Source organism: Pirellulaceae bacterium (assembly GCA_029243025.1).
GTDB lineage: Bacteria > Planctomycetota > Planctomycetia > Pirellulales > Pirellulaceae.
Window position 1 is genome coordinate 452,874 of the sequence record JAQWSU010000006.1, and the last position, 21,660, is coordinate 474,533.

10 protein-coding genes are annotated in these 21,660 nt (G+C 52.0%); 6 read left to right on the forward strand and 4 right to left on the reverse strand.

Annotated features, from left to right (window positions below):
• Positions 1–200: 200 nt before the first annotated feature.
• The gene (carB, locus tag P8N76_03740) at positions 201–3,476 is read left to right on the forward strand and encodes a carbamoyl-phosphate synthase large subunit (protein ID MDG2380763.1); all 3,276 of its coding nucleotides are present in this window, start codon (positions 201–203) and stop codon (positions 3,474–3,476) included.
• Between the two features lie 37 nt (positions 3,477–3,513).
• Here carB and P8N76_03745 read toward each other — a convergent pair whose 3' ends face one another.
• Positions 3,514–4,386, reverse strand: coding sequence for a DUF481 domain-containing protein (locus P8N76_03745; protein ID MDG2380764.1), 873 nt, complete (start codon positions 4,384–4,386; stop codon positions 3,514–3,516).
• A gap of 117 nt (positions 4,387–4,503) precedes the next feature.
• On the reverse strand, positions 4,504–5,328 hold the full coding sequence (locus tag P8N76_03750; protein MDG2380765.1) for a class I SAM-dependent methyltransferase: 825 nt from the start codon (positions 5,326–5,328) through the stop codon (positions 4,504–4,506).
• A gap of 534 nt (positions 5,329–5,862) precedes the next feature.
• Between P8N76_03750 and P8N76_03755 the strand changes: the two genes are divergently transcribed.
• The 3 genes from P8N76_03755 (at position 5,863) to P8N76_03765 (ending at position 9,779) form a co-directional block, all read left to right on the forward strand.
• A complete protein-coding gene (locus tag P8N76_03755) occupies positions 5,863–6,876 on the forward strand; it encodes a sulfotransferase (GenBank protein ID MDG2380766.1) in 1,014 nt (337 codons plus the stop codon).
• 259 nt (positions 6,877–7,135) lie between these two features.
• Entirely contained in the window at positions 7,136–8,452 is a 1,317-nt protein-coding gene (locus P8N76_03760) for a glycosyltransferase family 4 protein (protein ID MDG2380767.1), read from the forward strand.
• A 37-nt stretch (positions 8,453–8,489) separates the two neighbouring features.
• Entirely contained in the window at positions 8,490–9,779 is a 1,290-nt protein-coding gene (locus P8N76_03765) for an oligosaccharide flippase family protein (GenBank protein MDG2380768.1), read from the forward strand.
• On the opposite strand, the gene P8N76_03770 is transcribed toward P8N76_03765, so the two are convergent.
• On the reverse strand, positions 9,776–11,524 hold the full coding sequence (locus P8N76_03770) for a hypothetical protein (protein MDG2380769.1): 1,749 nt from the start codon (positions 11,522–11,524) through the stop codon (positions 9,776–9,778). The genes P8N76_03765 and P8N76_03770 overlap by 4 nt on opposite strands.
• A gap of 414 nt (positions 11,525–11,938) precedes the next feature.
• On the reverse strand, positions 11,939–13,708 hold the full coding sequence (locus P8N76_03775; GenBank protein ID MDG2380770.1) for a hypothetical protein: 1,770 nt from the start codon (positions 13,706–13,708) through the stop codon (positions 11,939–11,941).
• A gap of 143 nt (positions 13,709–13,851) precedes the next feature.
• On the opposite strand from P8N76_03775, the gene uvrA reads away from it, so the two are divergent.
• On the forward strand, positions 13,852–20,961 hold the full coding sequence (uvrA, locus tag P8N76_03780; protein ID MDG2380771.1) for an excinuclease ABC subunit UvrA: 7,110 nt from the start codon (positions 13,852–13,854) through the stop codon (positions 20,959–20,961).
• 27 nt (positions 20,962–20,988) lie between these two features.
• Positions 20,989–21,651, forward strand: coding sequence for a hypothetical protein (locus tag P8N76_03785; protein MDG2380772.1), 663 nt, complete (start codon positions 20,989–20,991; stop codon positions 21,649–21,651).
• Positions 21,652–21,660: the final 9 nt, after the last annotated feature.

Below are 21,660 nucleotides of genomic sequence, written 5' to 3' on the forward strand. Positions count from 1 at the left end.
GAACATCCGTTTATCGAGAAGTGCCGATTTGATTTTCGACTGCCGGATTTTGGCGATTCGGTCGAATGCGGAGGTCATCTTTCGCGACTCTCGTCGGTCACACCCTTTTCCGTTGGCGGGCAGCATGGTAATTTCGAGAGATTTTACCCACAGCCTCTAATACCCTGCGGCGATTCTCTGATCGGAAGGAATGGTGCGGCGTGCCACGTCGGGACGATATTCGTAAGATTTTGTTGATTGGCTCAGGACCCATTGTCATCGGTCAGGCCTGCGAGTTTGATTATTCCGGAACTCAGGCCTGTAAAGCCTTGCGCGAGGAAGGCTACGAAGTGGTTCTGGTGAATTCGAACCCAGCGACCATTATGACGGATCCCAACACGGCCGATCGTACCTACATCGAGCCGCTGACATGGGAAATCGTGACGAAAGTGATCGAGCAGGAGCGTCCGGATGCATTGTTGCCGACGCTAGGTGGTCAGACGGGATTGAACGTGGCGATGGATCTGGATCGTCACGGGGTGCTCGAAAAGTTTGGCGTCAAAATGATTGGTGCCAATGCCGAGGTCATTGCCAAAGCCGAGGAACGCGACAAGTTTAAGACCGCGATGGAGAAGATCGGTCTGGAATGTTGTCACGGGGCGACGGTTCATACCTTGGAGGAGGCTCGCGCTGTTCTCGACGATGTTGGCTTGCCGTGTGTCGTGCGCCCCAGTTTTACGCTCGGCGGTTCCGGTTCTTCGGTTGCCTACAATCGACAGGATTTCGATTCACTTGTTCAATACGGACTCGATCTATCACCTATCACCGAAGTCTTGATTGAAGAGTCGGTGTTGGGATGGAAAGAGTATGAGATGGAGGTGATGCGCGATCTAGAAGATAATGTCGTGATCATCTGCTCTATCGAGAATTTCGACCCGATGGGTGTACACACGGGGGATTCGATCACCGTTGCACCAGCTCAAACGCTGACCGACAAAGAATACCAACGAATGCGTGATGCCAGCTTGGCGGTCATTCGCGAAATTGGTGTGGAGACGGGTGGGTCCAACATACAATTCGCAATCGATCCCAAAACGGGTCGGATGATTGTGATCGAAATGAATCCGCGGGTGAGTCGATCCAGTGCACTCGCCTCCAAGGCCACCGGGTTTCCGATCGCCAAGATTGCTGCCAAGTTGGCTGTCGGGTATTGCTTGCACGAATTACCGAATGACATCACGCGTGAAACTCAGGCTTGTTTCGAGCCTACCATCGACTATGTGGTAACCAAGATTCCTCGATTTGCTTTTGAGAAATTTCCCGAGGCTGACTCGACGCTGACCACGCAAATGAAAAGCGTCGGTGAGACCATGGCTATCGGTCGAACGTTCAAGGAGTCATTTCAGAAGGCTTTGCGGGGTCTCGAGGTAGGACGTTTCGGATTCGGATGTGATGGAAAAGATCTGTGGGGTACCGATCAACAACCTTCCTTAGAAGAAATTCGGCCTTATTTATCCAGGCCAAACGAAGATCGAGTCTGGTACTTGCGATACGCGCTCAAGGCGGGGATGACCCCCCAAGAAATCCATGAGCTGAGTAATATCGATCCTTGGTTCATCGACCATTTGGTGGAAATCGTGCAAGTCGAAGACGAATTGCGGGCCTTGGGAACCTTGGATCAACTCGATGATTATAACCTTCGTCGAGCCAAACAATTCGGCTTCTCAGACCGTCAATTGGCTGAGATTTTTCAGACCACTGAACTCGAGGTGCGACATTTCCGCAAGGAACGCAAAGTGATCGCAACTTTCAAGTCGGTCGACACGTGTGCCGCCGAGTTTGAAGCGTATACACCTTATTTTTATTCCACTTATGAGGACGAAGACGAAACGCCAGCCAAGCAAGCCGATCGCAAACGCGTCATGATTCTCGGCGGTGGTCCCAATCGCATCGGACAAGGCATTGAATTCGATTACTGTTGTTGTCACGCCAGCTTTGCTTTGCGTGAACTCGGAATCGAATCCATCATGGTGAACTCAAATCCGGAAACGGTCAGCACGGATTACGACACGAGTGATCTATTGTTTTTTGAGCCGCTGACGACCGAGGACGTGCTGAATATATGTGACCGTGTGCAGCCGGATGGGGTGATCGTTCAATTTGGTGGACAAACACCGCTGAATCTGGCCCGCGCCCTGGCGACCGCTGGCATTCCAATCATCGGCACGAGTGTCGAGATGATCGAGTCGACCGAAGACCGTGAGAAATTTCAGCAGCTGTTGCAACGATTGAATCTAAAGCAACCGGCCAACGGCATTGCCTTGACAATGAACCAAGCTCGGAGTGAAGCGGCCAACGTCGGTTTTCCATCACTCGTTCGTCCGAGTTTTGTGCTGGGCGGCCGAGCGATGGAGATTTGTTACGACCAAAGTCAGTTTGAGCGATTCGTCGCCGAGGCCTTTACGGTTTCGCAGGGTAAACCGGTGCTCATCGACCGGTTTTTGGAAGATGCAACCGAAGTCGATGTGGATGCGATCTGTGATGGGGAAGAGGTCGTGGTCGCTGGCATCATGGAGCACATTGAGGAGGCCGGCGTTCATTCGGGTGATTCGGCTTGTGCGATCCCGTCCTATAGCCTGTCTCAAAACGTCATCGAAGAAATTCGGGCTGCCACCCGCTCACTCGCACTCCATTTGAACGTGGTGGGTCTGATGAACATTCAGTTTGCCGTTAAGACGGAAGATGGCAAACCCAATGTCTATGTGCTGGAGGTCAATCCACGGGCCAGTCGCACCGTGCCCTTTGTCGCCAAGGCGACTGGCGTTCCGATTGCAAAGCTTGCCGCCAAGGTGATGACTGGAATGACACTGAAACAGCTTGGAATCGAACGAGAGCCGATTCCAGCCCACGTGTCAATTAAGGAAAGTGTCTTTCCTTTCCGCAAATTCGCGGGCGTTGACATTGTGCTGGGCCCGGAAATGCGGAGCACGGGTGAAGTCATGGGGATTAGCGAACGATTTTCGATTGCGTTTGCTAAGAGCCAATTGGCGGCCGGTGTTCTACTGCCCACCACCGGCAAGATTTTTATAAGTGTTACCGAACGTCACAAAGATCTCGTTGCGAATCTTGCGGCTCGGTTGCATCAGCTCGGTTTTGAACTCATGGCCACATCCGGAACAGCCAAACGGCTTGAGGAGGCTGGAATTCCTGTCGAACCTGTCAAGAAACTGGCGGAAGGTCATCCGAATCTGATCGATCATCTAATCGATGGCAACGTGTCACTGATTCTCAATACGCCGAGTGGCAAGGGTGCTCGTACTGATGAAGGAAAAATTCGAGCTTCGGCCGTTCAGCATGGCGTGCCTAGCATCACAACTTTTCAGGCTGCGGAAGCTGCCGTCATGGCGATGGAGGCCCTCCGCGAAAACGACATGCGAGTCCAATCATTACAAGATCGATTCGCTGAACAAGTTCGCGCCGGCGCTTCTACGGAGTAACCAGGCAGGCACGAGTTGGTTCGCGCCAACTTGACCTCTAACGATTCCAGACCAGGGTCACGAAGTAGTCAATGTCGTTCGCGAGAGACCCATCGGGCGTGCTGTCGTAGCGATCGACCGCGCCGACTTTCAAACTCAAGTTGGTGGCCTCGTCCAATAGGACTTCCCAATTCGCGTTCGCGACAACGCGGTAATTTTCAAAGTCTTCCCAGGCGGGAAAATAGTCGAACGTCAAGTTGACTTTTTGTCGAGCCGACAAGGCTTGCTCAACGTCTCCGCCAAAGTTAGCCTCCGGTATCCATTCGTTATCAATTCCGCCAAATTCCCTGGAAGCTCCTGCACCTAATCGGCCTGTCAAGGTGGAGCGATCGTTCTTGATGAAGTGGTGTCCAAAACCGGCTGATTTAGTCAATCGGAGGTCGAATGTCCTGAACTCGTCGTATTCCAAAATGGTCTTGGTGTACAAAAACGATTGGGAGGACAGATTCCAATCCCAACGACTTTCAAACAGGCCGTAGTTCTGAGTCTCGACCCCATCGGCTGTCGTTTTACCGTAAATCAATTTCATCCCGATTACGCTATGCTCGGTTTCTCGCTTCGCTGATGTTGATGCCACAATACTAAATGCTTGTGAATTGCCTTCGGATCCATTGATCCCCAACTCCAACCCAAATTTCCAGAGCGGTGATGCGAACCAATGCGTCGGGGATGCCCAGCCGGTAGGGAATTCGCTGACGTCTTCGGTCAGGATGTCATCGACCGTCGTTTCCGATACAACGTCGCCGAACTCTGTGGCCGTAATGGGCGGTAGCAATTCCAATTCGGCGTCTTCGGCGAACGCGCGTTGCGTACAACTCGTCAGTACACTGACCAAAATGAAACAACGGATAGCTCGATAATCGCGTGGCATTCCCATAGATTGTATTGATACCCGGTGTCTGATTAGCCAACAGTCACAGTGACGCCAAGCTCACAAATGGCTTATAGCAAAGCCGTTTTGGGTGCGACAAGATCAAAGACCATACTGCTAGCGGCGGAAGACAAGTGTCATGGAGGCAGCCATCTTGCTGGCAATCGGCGAGCATTTGGCCACCGTGTCTTCGATGGGCCGCAGCAGGTGACGGGCCGATCTCGGGTTCGTTAGTTGCTTGGGAAAAAACCAACAAAATTGACTCATTTCGTTGTTCCAACCCAGTTCTTTCCCGATGCGTTGGTAGTCGCGCGCCTTGAGCCAATCGACACGTGAGACCAGCCGATTGTAGAGGCTGCCCGCGTTGAACTCGCGGAACATAATCAAACCGCCAGGTCGAACCACGCGGTGAATCAATTCGAGCATTTTGCGATGGGGACGCATGTAGGCCAGGGCAAACTGCGTGTAGCAGCCATCAAAAGTGGCGGGCTCGCGGGTGGCCAGCATTTCGAAAGCATCGGTCGCATGGAGTTGAACGTTGAGCGGCGTACCGCTTTTCTCTTCAAACCAGCTGGTCATCGCACGCCCTGCTTTCACTCGCTCAATTTTGTTGTCCAAACCTGTGATGCTTGCACCTCGCATGGCGAAAAAGTGAGCTTGAGTTGCCACACCACATCCTAGATCAAGCAGATGAGGTCGTTGGCCGGGCAGCGAAAACAACTCATCGGCTTCGCAAACAAAGGGTGCGAAGTGATGTAAGAAATGATTTTGCCATGCGATATATCGATCGTAATAGTCGTGCATCGTATTTTGAGCTGCGAGCGGAATTCGATTATCGCGAACGTCCGACAATAACTCAATCATCCCCTCTTCTACCGTCGGAATGCTGAGTGATTCGATTTGGGGAAATGATGCCAGCATGCTGCTATTTGCAATCGTCACTCGAAATCAGTCCGTGTCAAAGTCTGTTAAAATCGAATTAAAACAACTCGCGATCGCACCCATTCTATCCTCTTGCTCGCCGACCCGTTGAGCAGATGGGATCTCACTTTCAGAGTTGACCGGCTCTGATCTGCGGAAGTCGGAAAGGTTGACGAGAGATTGAATCAAAAAGGGCCTCGCTATCTCGCAGAAACCTCTTGGGGCCGGTTTGTTCCACCGTGGACGTTTGCTTGCTGAGATCGGTGCTTGGTCTGGCTAAAACGGCCTATAGAATCCGGTTGTTATTACCGTTGTAATCAGCAGGCTCGTTCTGATGGTTTTAACGCACATCCAATTCGGCTTTGCAACGGTTTAACCCCTACTGCAACTGGGGACTGCCGACCCGATTGCAACTCTCTCATCTATCCTACCCATTCAATCCCCAATTATACTAAGAGAGTCGCGCGGTTCTGCTCGGGGTCGGAAATTTCGCGCGTCTCTTTCTGAATTTGACTGTGCCAGGAAGCGTGGTGGAGTTGCGATCGGACCGTCGAGATGCTGCCTACAAAACCATTTTTTATCGTCGGAAACCCGAGATCAGGGACTACCCTGTTGCGGACGCTGCTCTGTGGTCACTCGCAAATATTTATTCCTGACGAAACAGGATTCTTGGCGCACCTTGAAAAGTATCACTGTCGGGATCTCACCAAAGCAGAGATAAAACAGCTTGTCCTTGAAATTGGGGAAATGAACCACGAGTGGTTCCAACTAGTGAATGACCTCGATCGGTTTTGCGAACAGCTACCAGAGCCACGTTTGGATTATGTTTTGGACAGCTTGTACCGAGCAAAGATCAAATCCGAACATGCAAAACATTGGGGTGATAAGGGCCCCAGTTACGTTCGAGTGATTCCGGAGATTGAAAAAATATTCCCAAATGCTGTTTTCATCCATCTGATCCGAGATGGTCGCGATTGTGTTGTATCCGCGATGAAAAAATGGGGGCATCGATATTGGTATTACGATTCGTTTTATCTGCTTAAAACTTGGAAACGAAATGTCAGGCTGGGACAGGCAGCTGGAAAACAATTGGGGTCGAAGCGGTACCTGGAAATTCGTTATGAGCAACTTGTTGGACAAACGGAGTTGACGGTCCAACGAGCATGCGAATTTATCGATGAACCGTTTGAGCTGAACATGTTGGACCATCTGGAGACCGGGAAACAGATTTCAGCACCCACGGGTCATCATGAGGTATCCCGACCCGTGAACGAGATGTCAGTCGATAATTGGAAGTCAAAAATGAGTGAGTTCGATCAGAAACTCGCCGACTATTTAGTTGGGAACGAGCTTCGCCAGCTGGGTTATGCATTGGCTGACCTGCCAGCCATGTCGTTTTTCGAGAGAGTTAAGACGTTAGCGTTGGCATCGAGGTTCCAGTTGGTCGATAGTGCCAGAAGGCTGTTGTTTGCTGCGGGGTGGCTGACGATGAGCCGCGAAAAAACTCGCGCTAAGAGGACCGGACCGAGCGAAATAAGTTCTAACGCTTGTCAGGCGAAGCATACCTGATCAAAAGAAAAGATGGCAGTATGAACCAAATCTCGCAAGATGCGTAAGAGGCGCAGTGCTCGCTAATTTGGTGATTTATAGGGTGTGGAATTGACGAAATCCAAAGGATTGTAGTTGCAGATCAGGAAAACAAACATGAACTCGATTCCAATCTATGATGAATCGGCTTCATTCCAAATACAATGAGTTGATAGTGATCAATTGGCTTTGTCAGGCCAGTTACCGAATAGAATGCAGCAAGGGCGAAGCGAGAACTCTAATGCCTGTGGCCGATCTCCCAACCTCGGAAGCCGAAACTGCCAGTCGCGAAAAGCTAACCGTATTTGTGTTAACGCATGATTGGTCGGGGCTGCATCAAATGTTCGAAGATGAGTCCTTCGAAAAAATGGCCGGGGTGCCTTTGGTACCCATGCTGTGGAAAGTATTAGCGGATAAGGGGCATGACGTTCACGTCTTTGTGATTGGTCAGTTCTCATCCTCAAAAGATTTCATGATGGGTGGCTTTCACGTCCATCGTATTTGTCCGCCGCCGCTGATCTACAAAGCGATGACGGCACGACCTTGGCGGAACGTGATCAAGATCGGTTGGCTCTGGACACAACGGGCCTTCAAACGAGAGGTGAATCGAGTTGCGGGAACGAATCCACCTGATGTGATTTACTCCTACCGCAGCGATGCGGCTTGGGTTGGCTTTCGCCTGTGCCAAAAGCATCGATCCGTGCACATTGGCCGTCGATGGGGTACCTGGTTGGGACACACGTTGTTTAACGTTCCCTGGTATCGTCGGGTTCGCGATCTGGGAGAAATCATTTCTTACAAAGTTCCCTACGACATGTTGATCATGTCGAACGATGGAACGTTGGGTGACAAAGTTGCCGAACGTTTGAATTATCCCAAAGAACGGCACCGCTTTTGGCTCGATGGGACCAAGCGTGGGATCTATGATCCTGAGATCGACACCGCTAAGGTGAAAGAATCCGTCGGTCTGAAGCCAGACGACTTGATGATGTTTTCTGTTGCGCGTCTTGATACTTGGAAGCGATTGGATCGGGCGATTGGCGCGATGCCGACGGTGCTCAAGCGAGTACCAAATGCCCGATTGGTGATCGGTGGCGATGGACCTCTTCGACCTGATTTAGAAGCCCAGATCGATCGACTTGGCGTGGGCGAGTATGTGACGTTGTTGGGGAGCATTCCACATGCCAAGGTACGTGAATTGCACAACGCAGCAGATTTGTTCCTCACCGTTCAAGACCTGACGAATCTCGGTAACCAAATTATGGAAGCGATGCACAGCAAAACGTGCGTGATTGCCTACGATATTGGGGGCACTTCGGATGTGATGGTGGATGGTCAAACCGGATTGTTGCTTTCAAAAGAGCAATTGCCGCAGTTGGGCGAGAAAATCGCGGAGCTCCTGGAAGATGAAGATCGTCGCCAGGAATTAGCGGTTGGTGCCTTTGAGTTTGCTCAAGAGAATATATGGTTTTGGGATGAGCGGATTCAGGCTGAAATTGATTTGGTTCATGAATTGGTTGACCAAAAACGCCGCAGTGAAGGGAAACGGAAGTCGTAGGTTCACTGGAGACGGTTGAGCTAAAACTTCGAGCACGATGGGATTCGTCAAAAAAGCAACGCTGCTTGGTGTCAGCGAGTTCTTTCTTGCTTGCGGTGGAATTCTCAGTACGGTGATCTACTCGCGGTACTTGGGTCCTGATCGGGTTGGCCAACTGGCTGTCTTCATGTCGACGCTCACGATCGTGGTCCCCCTCGTATCGCTGGGGATTGGCCGAGCAAATATCTACTTCTTGAACACGGGGAGATTTGATCGACATCAAGTCATTAACAGTTCCCTGACGGTGGGTCTCTTCATTGCACTCGGTTTGACAGGAGCGATGACCGGCTTTTTCTATTGGAGAGCTGCGTTCTACGGCTCATTTCCCCTCGCGGTACTCTTCATTTTCTCTTTTGGCATGTCCTGTAGCGTGATGATTTCCTTGTTGCGATCGGTTTTACTTGCCGAGCTCGCAAGTCGCCGTATTATGCTTGTCGATGTGATTCAACGCGTTGTCATGGTCGTCGCTGCGCTCGTACTGGCGCTCGTTGGCGTGTTGTCAGTGGGTTGGGCGATGTGTATCAATACGCTCGCTGGACTGGCGGGGGTGTCACTGTTGTTCTTCTTCTTACGCGATGATTTGACGTTTTCGCTGCGATTTAAACGAGAATGGTTCTCGGAAACTGCCACTTACGGCATCAAGGTCGCCGCGACCGGAATCTTGTACGCGATCACTTCATCGCTGACTGTGCTGATTCTGCGTCAGCGCTTGTCCGATGATTTTGCCACCGTTGGGTTTTACACACGCGCCGTGGCGATTTCGGGTTTTGCTGTACTCATCCCACGAGCTTTATCGCCACTGTTCTATGCGAAATGGGCGGATGCCACGAACACCGATAAGACTGTGCAAATTGAGCGAGCCGCACGGTTCAATGTTTGTTATGGCACGCTGGCGGCGTTGGGATTGGTTTTCTTTGGGAAACTGATTGTCTGGGTTTTGTATGGCAACGAATTCTTGCCCGCTTATCGAGTACTTTATCTGTTTGCGCCTGCGATGGTCTTGATGTGTTTGTTTAGTATCTTCAACAGTGTGCTGACTAGCGATGGCCGAGCGACAACAACGGCGCGGACGTTGCTGTTGTCATTGCTCTTGGTCGCGGCAATGGCCTACTTCTTAGTTCCCGTTTGTGGAATGTTCGGAGCGGCCTTGGCTGTTCTTTGTGGCAATCTTTTATCGACGGTTATTCTTGCTGTTACCTGTCGGAGCCTCTATGGCTTGAAACTGTTGCGGATGTTGTTTATCACTCGTGCTGATATCGACTATTTTGTCAAAGCACTCGCGCGCTAAGCGATGCTGCTCTGCACCGCAACCGTCTCACCCGGTCTGACTGGGACTTGTCCAATATGAACTTGCTCACTGATCGATTCAATTTCAACCGGTTGTTGATTCGCGAAACAGTTGGCTACTTGCTCGCCCAGCACGACCAGCTGCAAATCAATTGGCAGGCTGCTCGCGGTTGGATAAGAAAATTGCCAACCGTTATCGTCTGTCGGTGAAATGCGAAGTTTTCGGGTGGCTGCCCAGAAATCGCCAATCTCGGCCATGGAGGCCACCCAGATTTGCCCCTCATCGCGTCGGTTTGCCAGTTGCTGCAGGTTATCGGCGAACTTATCCGTAAGTCGCCAATGACCATCGGATTCCGCGGTTATCGCATGACTTAAATGAGCTCGACTGATTGATGTCAAATAGGTGTGCGAAAAATGAATGCCGTAACTTCGAATCAATCGATCGATGGCCTCCGGCGCGTAGGCTTTTTCCACATCATGAATGGCTAACGTGTTGAACAACCACCGCGGGTTGTCGCCGGCTGCCTGGGATCCGAGAGTTCCGCTTCCCAGCGAGAGGGAGTGATGCTCGGGGTAGAAGATCGGAATCATGCTGATTTCCTCTCGAACGCCGCCAACGTGTCGTAGTAAATCGCTTACTCCGGGAGGTAAAGCCAGGGCGGCAGCCATTTTGGTCGATTGCCAAAACGCTCCCGGAACAGCAGCCAAGTCCGCTGACATCACGCGTTGGATTTTACGTTGGGCCAGAAAAAACTGCAGCATTGTCTTTTCAGGAATCAGTTGATAGGCAAGTACGGACATGCCGTGTAGGACAGCCCAGGGGCGTTTTGCTGCGAGGGCGCGGCGGGTATTAGATGGGAGATCACGAATGTAGGCGCTTCCGCAAAACTGTTGTGTTTCGAGTTGGTCAAGCTGACCCTGGGGCAGAGCGTGCCCAAAATCTAACCGGCCCCAGATATAGCGAATTCCTAATCGATCAAGCCACGGATGCAGAGAATATTCGTCGGAGGGATCCCACCCCCGTCGACCGTAATTTGATAGAAATCGATTGCCGTGGTCGATCCATGTTCGTGGCTTAAACTCGTCGAACGGGCTCAACAACGCCTCGAGTTCATTCACTCGAGGTTGAACGGAACTGTGCACACCGTGGGGACAGATTTCGATGCCTCCGGCATGTCCGTCACGGCAGACTCGAACAAAGTCAGGGTTGTGCAAACCGGGGCCGTCTGATTTGGGTGTTGCCGGAAAGACTGATTTCGTAAACGGCAACTTCCGACCAATGAAACCGGCGGTTGGGTTTCGCGAGGAAGGCCTTGAGTGTCCGTGCCACAAAGCGTTAACTCGTTCACAGCTGTCATGATCGGCGTGATCGGTGATAGAAAATACAGCCCGATTGCGCTGGGGATATCGGCCGGGCACAACGATGGGCACAGGCGTTCGTGAAACGCACAGATAGAACGAGAATTCCAGCTGCTGTCCGACCTGTAAATCATAAGGATTGTGCCAGTTTCGGTAGTCAGGACCTTCAAAACTAAAACGAGGATGAGCGAATTGATGGTCGAGCCAGAATTCGATCGCCAACCGGTTGGCCGTCTCACCGACCTCCCATCGATGGGCTGGCAAGGGTCCGGATCCAACCAAAGAGAGGTGATAAGGTCCCACAGCGGCTTGGAGTGCGACGGGGGTCAAGGCTCCATTTAATTGTGTCTTGCCCAGCGTATCGAATCGATAATCGTTACTCAGCACGCGGACATTCGAAAGATGGGCTACCGACTTCCAAAGCAGTTCTTGAGATTTTATCGTTCGAGAACAGGTCCAAGAACAACTAACTGCCACGACGCGCGGAGAAAGCGACCGGACAGAAACCTGGCCGTGGTAGTCGTTTGACTGAAAAATGCTCTCGAGCGATGTCTCACTCGACCTCAATTCTGGATTCGGGGCGAGGCGGTTGTTTTGCTCAGGGACGGCGGCGACTGATAGGAGCGGTTGTCGGCCCGAGTGACGCGTGGATCCAAATTCAAGTGAACCGTCGTCTTGATTCAAATAGATAGAAAGATCGTTCATGGTGGCTGTTGTACTTGATCTGCTCGTCTGTGCCGAGTCGTGATCCGGATTCCCCAGACTACCGCATTGTTTGCCGTTGGTCGGAAGGCCAACGTTCTAGGCTTCCAATCCGATTGCGAGTCGTTCGCATAGGGGTTCGATGCGGAAAGCCACGAATTCGTCGACCTTCCAGAGATTTTGAGCCGGATCGGTCTCGAAGTAGACAGCCGCCGAGACCAGCAGGAGGTCACGAAAGCTTTTTAGCGGCAGGGATCTGACACCTTTGTTACCGACCCATTGGTAAGCATGGAGTTTGGCGCGGTGAATCCCCAGAAAATTCAGCGCGAGGCGCGTTATGACATTAACCTCTAATTCTTGGCCGACAACTTCACCACGGATCACTGCTGCGAAGGTCGTTGCTTCCAGCTCCCGCCAAATTGCGACCGCTCGATTGACTTCGCGTTTTGCGGCTTCAAGGGTGGCGCCGGTCGAAACCAGTTCTTCTATCGTTCGCTGTTGGCGTTTTGGCCGGTTAGCCCAGAGTCGAAAAAGTTTCGTGGCCTGTTTGAAATAGTAGGGTACGTCTTGCAGGATCAAGTCAAGTTTGCTTGGAAACGTTTTCAACAAACTTGAGCTCAATAAAGATTCCGCTTTGTCGGGACGAAGCTCGGTGTATTTGAATTCCGCGATGTCCGCGATGACTTCGGCGAGCACAGGTGTCATCGCGACCGGTAAACGTTCAACGATTTTGCCTTCGACGAAGTCTCGAAATTGCTGTGGATCCAGTTGCAACTGATCACCGTGCCCTCGGAAACAGTCAGCCAATTTAATGGTCTTGCCAGTGTGACTCTGCGCCTGCTCCTCTAATTTCAAGGGATCCGCATATCCAGCCAGTTGGACATACAAGTCGTCAAATCGCAGCAAACTTGCTTGCCAACCGTGTCCCCACACATCGTGAACGACATATTTGTCGACTTCGTGCAATGGCACGATGGCGGTGAGACGACTGATTTCGTAAGCGATTGATGAAACGGAAAGTCCCGTGCGGTTAGCGAGCTTCTCGAGCAAACTGTTGGGTAAAGCTTCACCCCGTAGAAAACCAAACACTGGGAAATGTGCAAACTGCCACTGTGAAAACTTGGTCACGCGTTTGAGGAATTGCCGTACCGGTTCCTGTTGATCGGCGTCAGACTGTTGGTAGCGTTGGGTATACAACTCCGTCTGGGAAAATGGCAGGCAGAAGAAGATCATGCAACCGGTTGCGATCAGTTCGACTTCGTCGCCTGCCAGGCCAGTATCGGGGTAGCACGTGCTAAAGAATCGGAAGATGTTTTCACGCAAAGTACTGGCCGTTGGCCAGAGGTCAAATTCATCACGAATCGCTCGCACGACTAATTTTTTTCGTTTTGCGTCTTCCGCATCCGCTTCCACTTGCCGTTGGACATCGCTCAGCATTTCGTCACTTAATTCAGGAAATGACCTCAATGCGTTCAGTAGCTGGCGTTGATAGGATGGCGTTGCTCGAAAATCGGGTTCAAAGTAGCGCAGGGTATCGGAGCCGGCCGTGTCGAGGACATCGGAATGATGGGATGCGACCGACTCGTCGAGTTTCATCAAGACGCAAACCGCCCGCGCAAATATTTCTACGTCCTGGGTCGGTGTCTGATTTTCCAACACCGATGGCTCCAAAAGCTTGTCGGAGCTTGAAACCAGGCGATCGTGCAAATCCCGCAAACGCTCTCGATCGGCATCGGTGGGACGCTGCGGCTTGCCTCGACTGATATCCAGTTCCAGTTGTACGAATTTTTCGAGCTCTTGAATTATCGGTGCCCACTGGGGTGGAACTTGCATGCTGCAAATGTTTTTCCCGGTTAAAGTGGCTGGCATTGGTTGTTCTTTCGATTGCGGAGGCGTTCTGTAGCTGAGTGCAATTCACTATCGCGGCAATTCGCGGTCTGGGCACAAGTTCGGCACTGTTCTAGAATGATGCGTTACTCCGTTCGCTAGAAACCCCTTGTTGCTACTAGACTATGCCAAATTCGGACATCGTGATTAAGGGTGCGCGGGAGCATAATCTGCGAGAAGTGGACCTGATTCTACCTCGCAATAAGTTGATTTGCCTGACCGGAGTGAGCGGATCGGGCAAGAGTTCGCTCGCGTTCGACACGCTTTATGCGGAGGGTCAACGGCGGTATGTCGAGAGCCTTTCGAGTTTTGCGCGACATTTCTTGGGGCAGATGCCAAAGCCGGATGTTGATTTCATCGGTGGGCTCAGTCCGTCTATTTCGATCTCGCAGAAGTCAGCGGGGACGAACCCCCGATCGACAGTCGGCACGATCACGGAGATTTACGACTATCTGAGAGTTCTTTTCGCGCGAATTGGTGATGGCCACTGTCCCTCCTGTCGAAGACCCGTCACGGCTCAATCTCGCGAACAGATTCTAGCACGAATTCTGATGATTCCTGACGAGTCTCAGGTCAATATTTTAGCTCCAGTGATTCGGGGACAAAAAGGGGAGTATCGAGATCTATTTGAGGAATATCTGAAACAGGGCTTTGTGCGGGCGCGAGTTGACGGGGAACTTGTCTCCCTGTCGGCCGACCAACAGTTAGATCGCCAAATGCGTCACGATATCGAGATCGTGGTGGATCGGCTGACCGTGAAAAGTGGCTCACGTTCTCGCCTCGCCGAGGCGATTGAGTTGGCGTTGAAGATTGGCAAAGGTAGCCTGATAGTTGCTCAGCCGGACGCGGCCGCTGACGGAACCGTTTCCCGTGGTCGCCGCAAGAAGACTCCAGCTCGTCGTCGTGGCAATCGACCCGGCGATATGGTGATGTCAATCAATTACGCGTGTACCGATTGCGGGCTGAGTTTTGAACCGCCGAGTCCGCAGTTATTCAGTTTCAACAGCCCACAAGGTATGTGTGTCGAGTGCGATGGGCTGGGTGAATATTATTCGTTCGACGTGTCCCTACTGATTCCTGATTCATCGCTCACCTTCAAGCAAGGTTGCGTAGAAATTTTGGGTCCTTGGAAGGATATGGGGCGATGGCGACGTCACATCTATCAAGGTGTGGCGACCACATTCGAGCGGCAGCATAACCTGCCAGAAGGCAGCATGCTCGAGACTCCCTGGGACGAATTGAATCAGCAAATCCAAGAAGCATGGCTATGGGGGACTGGCGAACTGCACATCACGTTTACCTGGCGTGGTGGTAAGTCACCCATGAAATATGGCGGTACTTTTGACGGGATCATTCCCGACCTAATGTCGAAGTATCGGAACAGTAAAAGTCGCATGCAATTGCGACAACTCGAGCGATACATGAGTACGATCGAGTGTCCTGACTGCCACGGACAACGACTGAATGCCCAGGCTCGCAGCGTGACGGTCCGCAGCACTCATTCTCGGTTTTCCGATGATCCGACGCGATCGTTGCCCGACGTCTGTTGCTTATCGGTTGAGGAAGCGATCGACTTCTTCCAATCGCTCGACCTGGATGAAACCCGCACGTTTGTTGCCAGCGAAGTGCTGAAAGAAATCCGTGGCCGCCTCGGTTTCTTGAACAATGTAGGTCTGGATTATCTCTCTCTCAATCGGTCGGCTCCCACTTTGTCGGGCGGGGAATCCCAACGGATTCGACTGGCAGGACAAATCGGCTGCGGTCTTGTGGGCGTTCTCTACATCCTAGACGAACCGTCCATTGGGCTTCATCCGCGTGACAACGATCGACTGATCGAGACGCTTGGCAACTTACGTGATCTTGGTAATACGGTCGTCGTAGTGGAACACGATGAAGATACGATGCGAGCCAGCGATCACCTGATCGATTTTGGTCCAGGGCCGGGAGTACGAGGGGGCCACGTCGTCGCCCAAGGCGATGTCGAAACGTTGGAAGCCAACTCGCAAAGCCTGACCGGTCAGTTCCTCGCCGGCAAGATGCAGATTGAAGTTCCCAAAACGCGGCGGTTGTCTGACGACATTCAGCCACCCGTGGTTGATTTGTCGACGCTCGAAGTCGATCCGCCCAAGAAAGCACGTCGCAAGGCCATCACTGAGGTGCCGACGAGAACGTCCGCTGGGAATCACTGGTTGACCGTTGTCGGAGCCGCTCACAATAACTTGAAACAGGTTGACTTTGCCTTTCCATTGGGTGCATTCATCTGTGTCACGGGGGTCTCAGGATCTGGAAAAAGTTCCTTGGTCAATGATATTCTCGTCGAGGTCTTGCGACGTGATCTGAATCAGGGTGATGGAGATCCGGGTGCGCACGAAGCAATTCTTGGTCTGGAAAATCTCGACAAGATGATTGCGATCGACCAGTCTCCGATCGGCCGCACGCCCCGCTCCAATCCGGGAACTTACATTAAGTTGTTCGATGACGTTCGAAATCTATACACCCAGCTTCCCGAGTCGAAAAAACGGGGTTACAAGCCAGGGCGGTTTAGTTTCAATGTGGAAGGGGGACGCTGCCCCGCTTGCGAGGGGAATGGGTCAACACGTTTAGAAATGGATTTCTTGGCAGATGTTTGGGTCACCTGTCCCGTTTGCCAAGGTCATCGATTCAACCGAGAAACCCTCTCTGTCAAATTCAAAGGTCATTCCATTGCTGACGTTTTAGAGATGGATGTGCAACAGGCACTTGAACTGTTCGACAACATTCCCAAGATTCGTCACAAACTTCAAACGCTCCACGACGTTGGCTTGGACTATTTGAAAATAGGTCAGCCATCTCCTACGCTATCGGGCGGGGAAGCTCAACGAACCAAACTGGCCCGTGAACTTGTCAAGAAAAGTACAGGGCAAACACTGTATCTGTTGGATGAACCAACCACCGGTTTGCATTTTGCCGACATCCAAATGTTGTTGAAAGTGTTGCATGGATTCGTTGAGTCTGGCAATACGGTCATTGTGGTGGAACATAATCTGGATGTCATCAAAACGGCTGACTGGATTATCGATTTGGGACCGGAAGGTGGCGCAGGTGGAGGGCAGGTGGTGGTTGCTGGCACTCCAGAAACGGTCGCCAAGAGTACAGTATCACCGACGGGTCAGGCGCTCAATCGATTAATGAACGGTGCCCCGATCACGAAGACGACGGGTCGTAAGAAAGCCAAGACGAACCGAACCAAATCCGCGCAGCAAGCGCGTTTCATTGAAGTTGAGGGAGCTCAACAACACAATTTAAAACATGTTGATGTGAAGCTGCCACGTGATCAAATGACGGTGTTCTGCGGGCCGAGTGGGAGTGGTAAGAGTTCGTTGGCCATGGACACAATTTATGCCGAGGGTCAGCGACGATACGTTGAAAGCCTTAGCTCTTATGCGCGACAGTTTGTCAGCCAAATGCAGAAGCCGCAATTGGAACGTATTGAAGGCCTCTCACCGGCGATTGCGATCGAGCAGCAAAACTTGGGTAACACGCCCCGCTCAACCGTGGGGACCTCGACAGAGATTTATGACTACCTGCGGATTCTGATGGCCCGTTTGGGTACGCCCCATTGTCCCGATTGCGACATTCCGGTTGGCACCCAGACTCCCGACCAGATCGTGGACAAGATCATGTCGGAGTCTGAGGGCACAAAATTATTTTTGATGGCCCCAGCCAACGTGGAAGCCGGTCAAAAATATGAGACGCTTTGGGACGAATTGCGAAGTCATGGTTTTCTGCGAATACGAGTCGACGGCGAGACGTTTACGCTGGATGATCCTCCCGCGATTGATCGCCGGCGCAGGCATAGTGTGGAAGTTGTGATTGATCGGATTGTGGTTCGCAAAAAGTCGCGGAGCCGGATTGCCGAAAGCGTTGAATCCGCACTTTCTTATGGGCAGGGCGTCATGCATGTGGCCTATCCCGACGACCGTATGCCGGAATCGCGCTGGAAGATTCAATCCCACAGTCAGCATCGCGTGTGTGAACAGTGTGGCCGAAGCTTTGAAACGCTCACGCCCCATAGTTTTTCCTTTAATAGTCATCTCGGTTGGTGCCAGATTTGCGAAGGATTGGGGACCCAGGTGGGTGCCAATCCGGCTTCCCTGATCCGCGATCGGCAAATGACGCTTGCTGAGGGCGCGATTCACATCTGGCCCGACGTTCGTAAACCGCTCTCTCGTTGGATGTTGAAGGCACTTACCGAGGGTACAGGCGTACCGTTGGATGTTCCATTCGATGAATTGGATGCGCGTCAGCGGCGGATCATGATGCATGGTTCGGGCGACGCGTGGCTTTCGGTTTATCGAAACGGTCGCAAAACAAAAACCGGAAGGCCACTCTTTGAATTTCAGTTCAAAGGTTTGTATCCGGCCTTGGAGGAGGCCGCCAAACTGTCGCCTACCTTGCGCGGTCAACTTGAACATCTGGTGGATGAAGTGGAATGCTCTGCCTGCGGCGGTAGTCGGTTGCGGGATGATGCAGCTGCCGTCCGCTTCCGAGGTCGCAGCATCGATCAGCTTTGTCATCAGCCGCTCGGGAACCTGCAAAAAACGATTGAGGCGTGGAAGCTGGCAGCCAACGAACGCAGGATTGCCGGTGAACTGGTTCGTGAAATTACTGGCCGAGTCGAATTCTTGAACGATGTTGGATTGGAGTACCTGACGTTGGCTCGTCCGGCGATGACGTTATCGGGCGGTGAAGCACAGCGAATTCGTCTCGCAAGCCAGCTCGGGAGCGGTCTTTGTGGCGTTCTCTATGTTTTGGATGAACCTACGATTGGATTGCATCCTCGCGACAACAGTCGGCTGTTGGCCGCCCTGCATCGTCTGCGTGACTTGGGAAATACGCTGGTGTTGGTCGAACATGATCGCGAAGTGATTCAAGGCAGTGACATGCTTGTCGATTTTGGCCCGGCCGCTGGCAGTCAGGGAGGGGAGGTGGTCGCTCAGGGAACACCTGAGGTGGTGGCGAAACGCCGTAACTCGGTGACAGGACCCTATCTTTCTGGTCGTAAAGCGATTCCCGTGCCAGCGAATCGACGTCTTTCCGCCGAGGTTGCAAATCAACTAAGCAGTGTTGTCAAGCAGCGTCGAACTCGCAAAAAAGATCAAGAATCGACCGTCGATCTTTTGACCGTGGTTGGCCCACGCCACAATAATTTGCACGGAGAAGATGTCAGCATTCCCTTGCGAGTTTTGACGGCGATCACTGGGGTGAGCGGTAGCGGTAAAAGTTCCTTAGTCAACGATGTCTTGTACGCGTCGCTTGCTCGTACACTCCATCGTGCGAGTTCCATTCCGGGTGCTCACGAACGTATCGATGGAATTGAACATATCAACAAGGTGGTCCGAGTCGACCAACAGCCGTTAGGCAACTCGCCCACATCAAATCCAGCAACTTACACGGGCGTGTTCGAATTAATTCGCATTCTGTTTTCGCAATTGCCGGAAGCAAAAGTGAGGGGCTACACGCAACGACGATTTAGTTTTAATGTCTCGGGCGGTCGGTGTGAGGAGTGTGATGGCAACGGTCAGTTATGTATCGAAATGCATTTCCTGCCGGATGTGTGGGTCGAATGTGACACCTGTCGAGGGCAGCGCTACAATGCAGAAACTTTGGAAGTCAAGTTTCGAGGGCATTCGATCGCCGATGTGCTGAATTTGACCTGCGGGGTCGCCCAAAAGCTATTCGAGAACATACCGAAAATTCGACGTATTCTGCAAACCCTTTGTGATGTGGGATTGGACTATTTGACGTTGGGACAAGCTGCACCAACCTTGTCCGGTGGCGAAGCCCAACGTGTCAAATTGGCGGCCGAGCTTTCGCGTCCCGATACGGGCCGAACGCTTTACTTGCTTGACGAGCCGACGACCGGACTCCACTTCAACGATTTGGCGAAGCTACTGTCGGTGCTGAACCGGTTGGTTGATCTTGGCAACACCGTGGTTGTTATTGAACACAATCTCGACGTGGTGAAAACGGCTGACTGGGTGATCGATATGGGGCCCGAGGCCGGCGAGCAGGGAGGTCACGTGGTGGCATGCGGCACTCCTGAGCAGTTGGTTCAATATGCGCTGGCAACCCCAAAACCAACGAGCACCTCGAAACGTTCCCAACAAAACCTGCTATCGGTGACGGGTCTGGCGTTGGCACCAGTGCTCGAAACAGACCCTCTTGAGCAACGGAAGGTTTATGATCCGACCTCCGATCAGGAGGATCGGGAGGGCGATCTGGATATTACCGAAGTGGGGCAGCAAGCCAAGATGCCCTGGCAAATCGATGGTCGACGATGGCATGCGCAGGATCGTGTTGGTCGAAAGGGAGAGCCCTGCCGCTGGGAAGGCCGCGCCCTTGAAGAGATCGTGGATCGTATTCAAGATTTGGGTGACTTCCATGAAACCGATTGGAGCGCCCGCACGATCGTCGAAATCGCAGGTCAGACCAAGAGTCACGGTTGGTTTCTGCATGCGATTACGGGTGATGCGTGGTTGTTGAAACTGAAATTCCGCACCTCCAAGGGAACATTTCGACGAGACGAAATCGCCAAGAAACTGAATCTCAAAACGCTTAATCAGATGGAAGACTTGCCGGTGTATGGCAATCAGCCTCGCGTTCGCTGCAAATCGATTCGAGGGCCATGGCAGGAAGTAGAAATTCGGGTGCATTCATTTGAAGAGATCGACACGCCCGAGTTTTGGGGTTTTCTCGAAAACGCGGTGAAAGGCTTTGAGAAACTGACGACACGAGCCGCCAGTAACCCCGAGGATTTAATGCCCTGGAAGAAACTGGGCCGAAAGTGGCATTTCTCACGAAGAGGATTTCCGCCGGGCAAAAAAATCAAATGGCAAGGGAGCTTGCTCGAAGAATTATGCGAGTTGCTTGTTGAAGTTGCCGGTGATGACAGCCAATTCCTTTGGAATAACCAACAATTGGTTCACTTGTACGTGCCAGGTCAGCGGCAACCTTGGGCCACTGTCCATACTAAACGCCCTGTATCACTAGATTTGGTGCTCACCGGTCCAAAGAGCCAATTCGGTTTAGGCCGCATTACAAAACTCGGTTCCGATCGCGAAATCGATGGCACCGCGGAAGAAGCGGATTTGGTCAAAATCAAGTTTGTGAACAATGCTGATCTGCAGAGCGGCGAATTGGAGCAATTTCTCCGTGAACATGCTGACGCAGTGCGAACAGCCCTGGCACGCTAGTTATTTTTATTCGGGAAGTGCGAAAGAATGTCAGATCAAGTGTTAATTCCACCGGCCTTTCTGTTTCGGCTCGCAACACCCTGTCGTTATACGGATCAACGGTGGACCAAGAAGGGACTCGAACTCGAAGCCAAACACACGATTCCTAGTTTTCACGCGGAACTAAACGGTGGACCCCATTTTGCAGATCTGCGGATCGGATGGAATGAAGAGGGAATTGCCGTTAACCTTCGCCTCACCGGAAAGAAGCAGGCTCCCTGGTGCCGAGAGACCCGCTTGGATGATAGTGATGGGCTATCGTTATTCCTCGACACGCGTAACACTCAAAACATACACCGTGCCGGTCGGTTTTGTCATCGCTTTGTTTTGTGCCCACAAGGTTCTGGACAGATGCTGGACGAACCGACACTGAAGTTGATTGAGATACATCGATCACGAGAGAATCCAAAACAGGCTCTCAACCAATCGCTGAAGATTCGTAGCGAAAAGCGGATCGACGGTTACATCATCGAGGCGTTCATTGCGGCCAGTGCCTTGACCGGATTTGACCCGGTTGATCAACCTCGCCTCGGTTTCAGCTACAACGTCATCGACCGTGAATTAGGCTGGCAAACCTTTAGTCTGGGACCCGAGTTTCCCTTTATGTCCGATCCAAGCCTGTGGGGGTCGCTAGATTTAATTGAAAGCTAATTGGCGAGA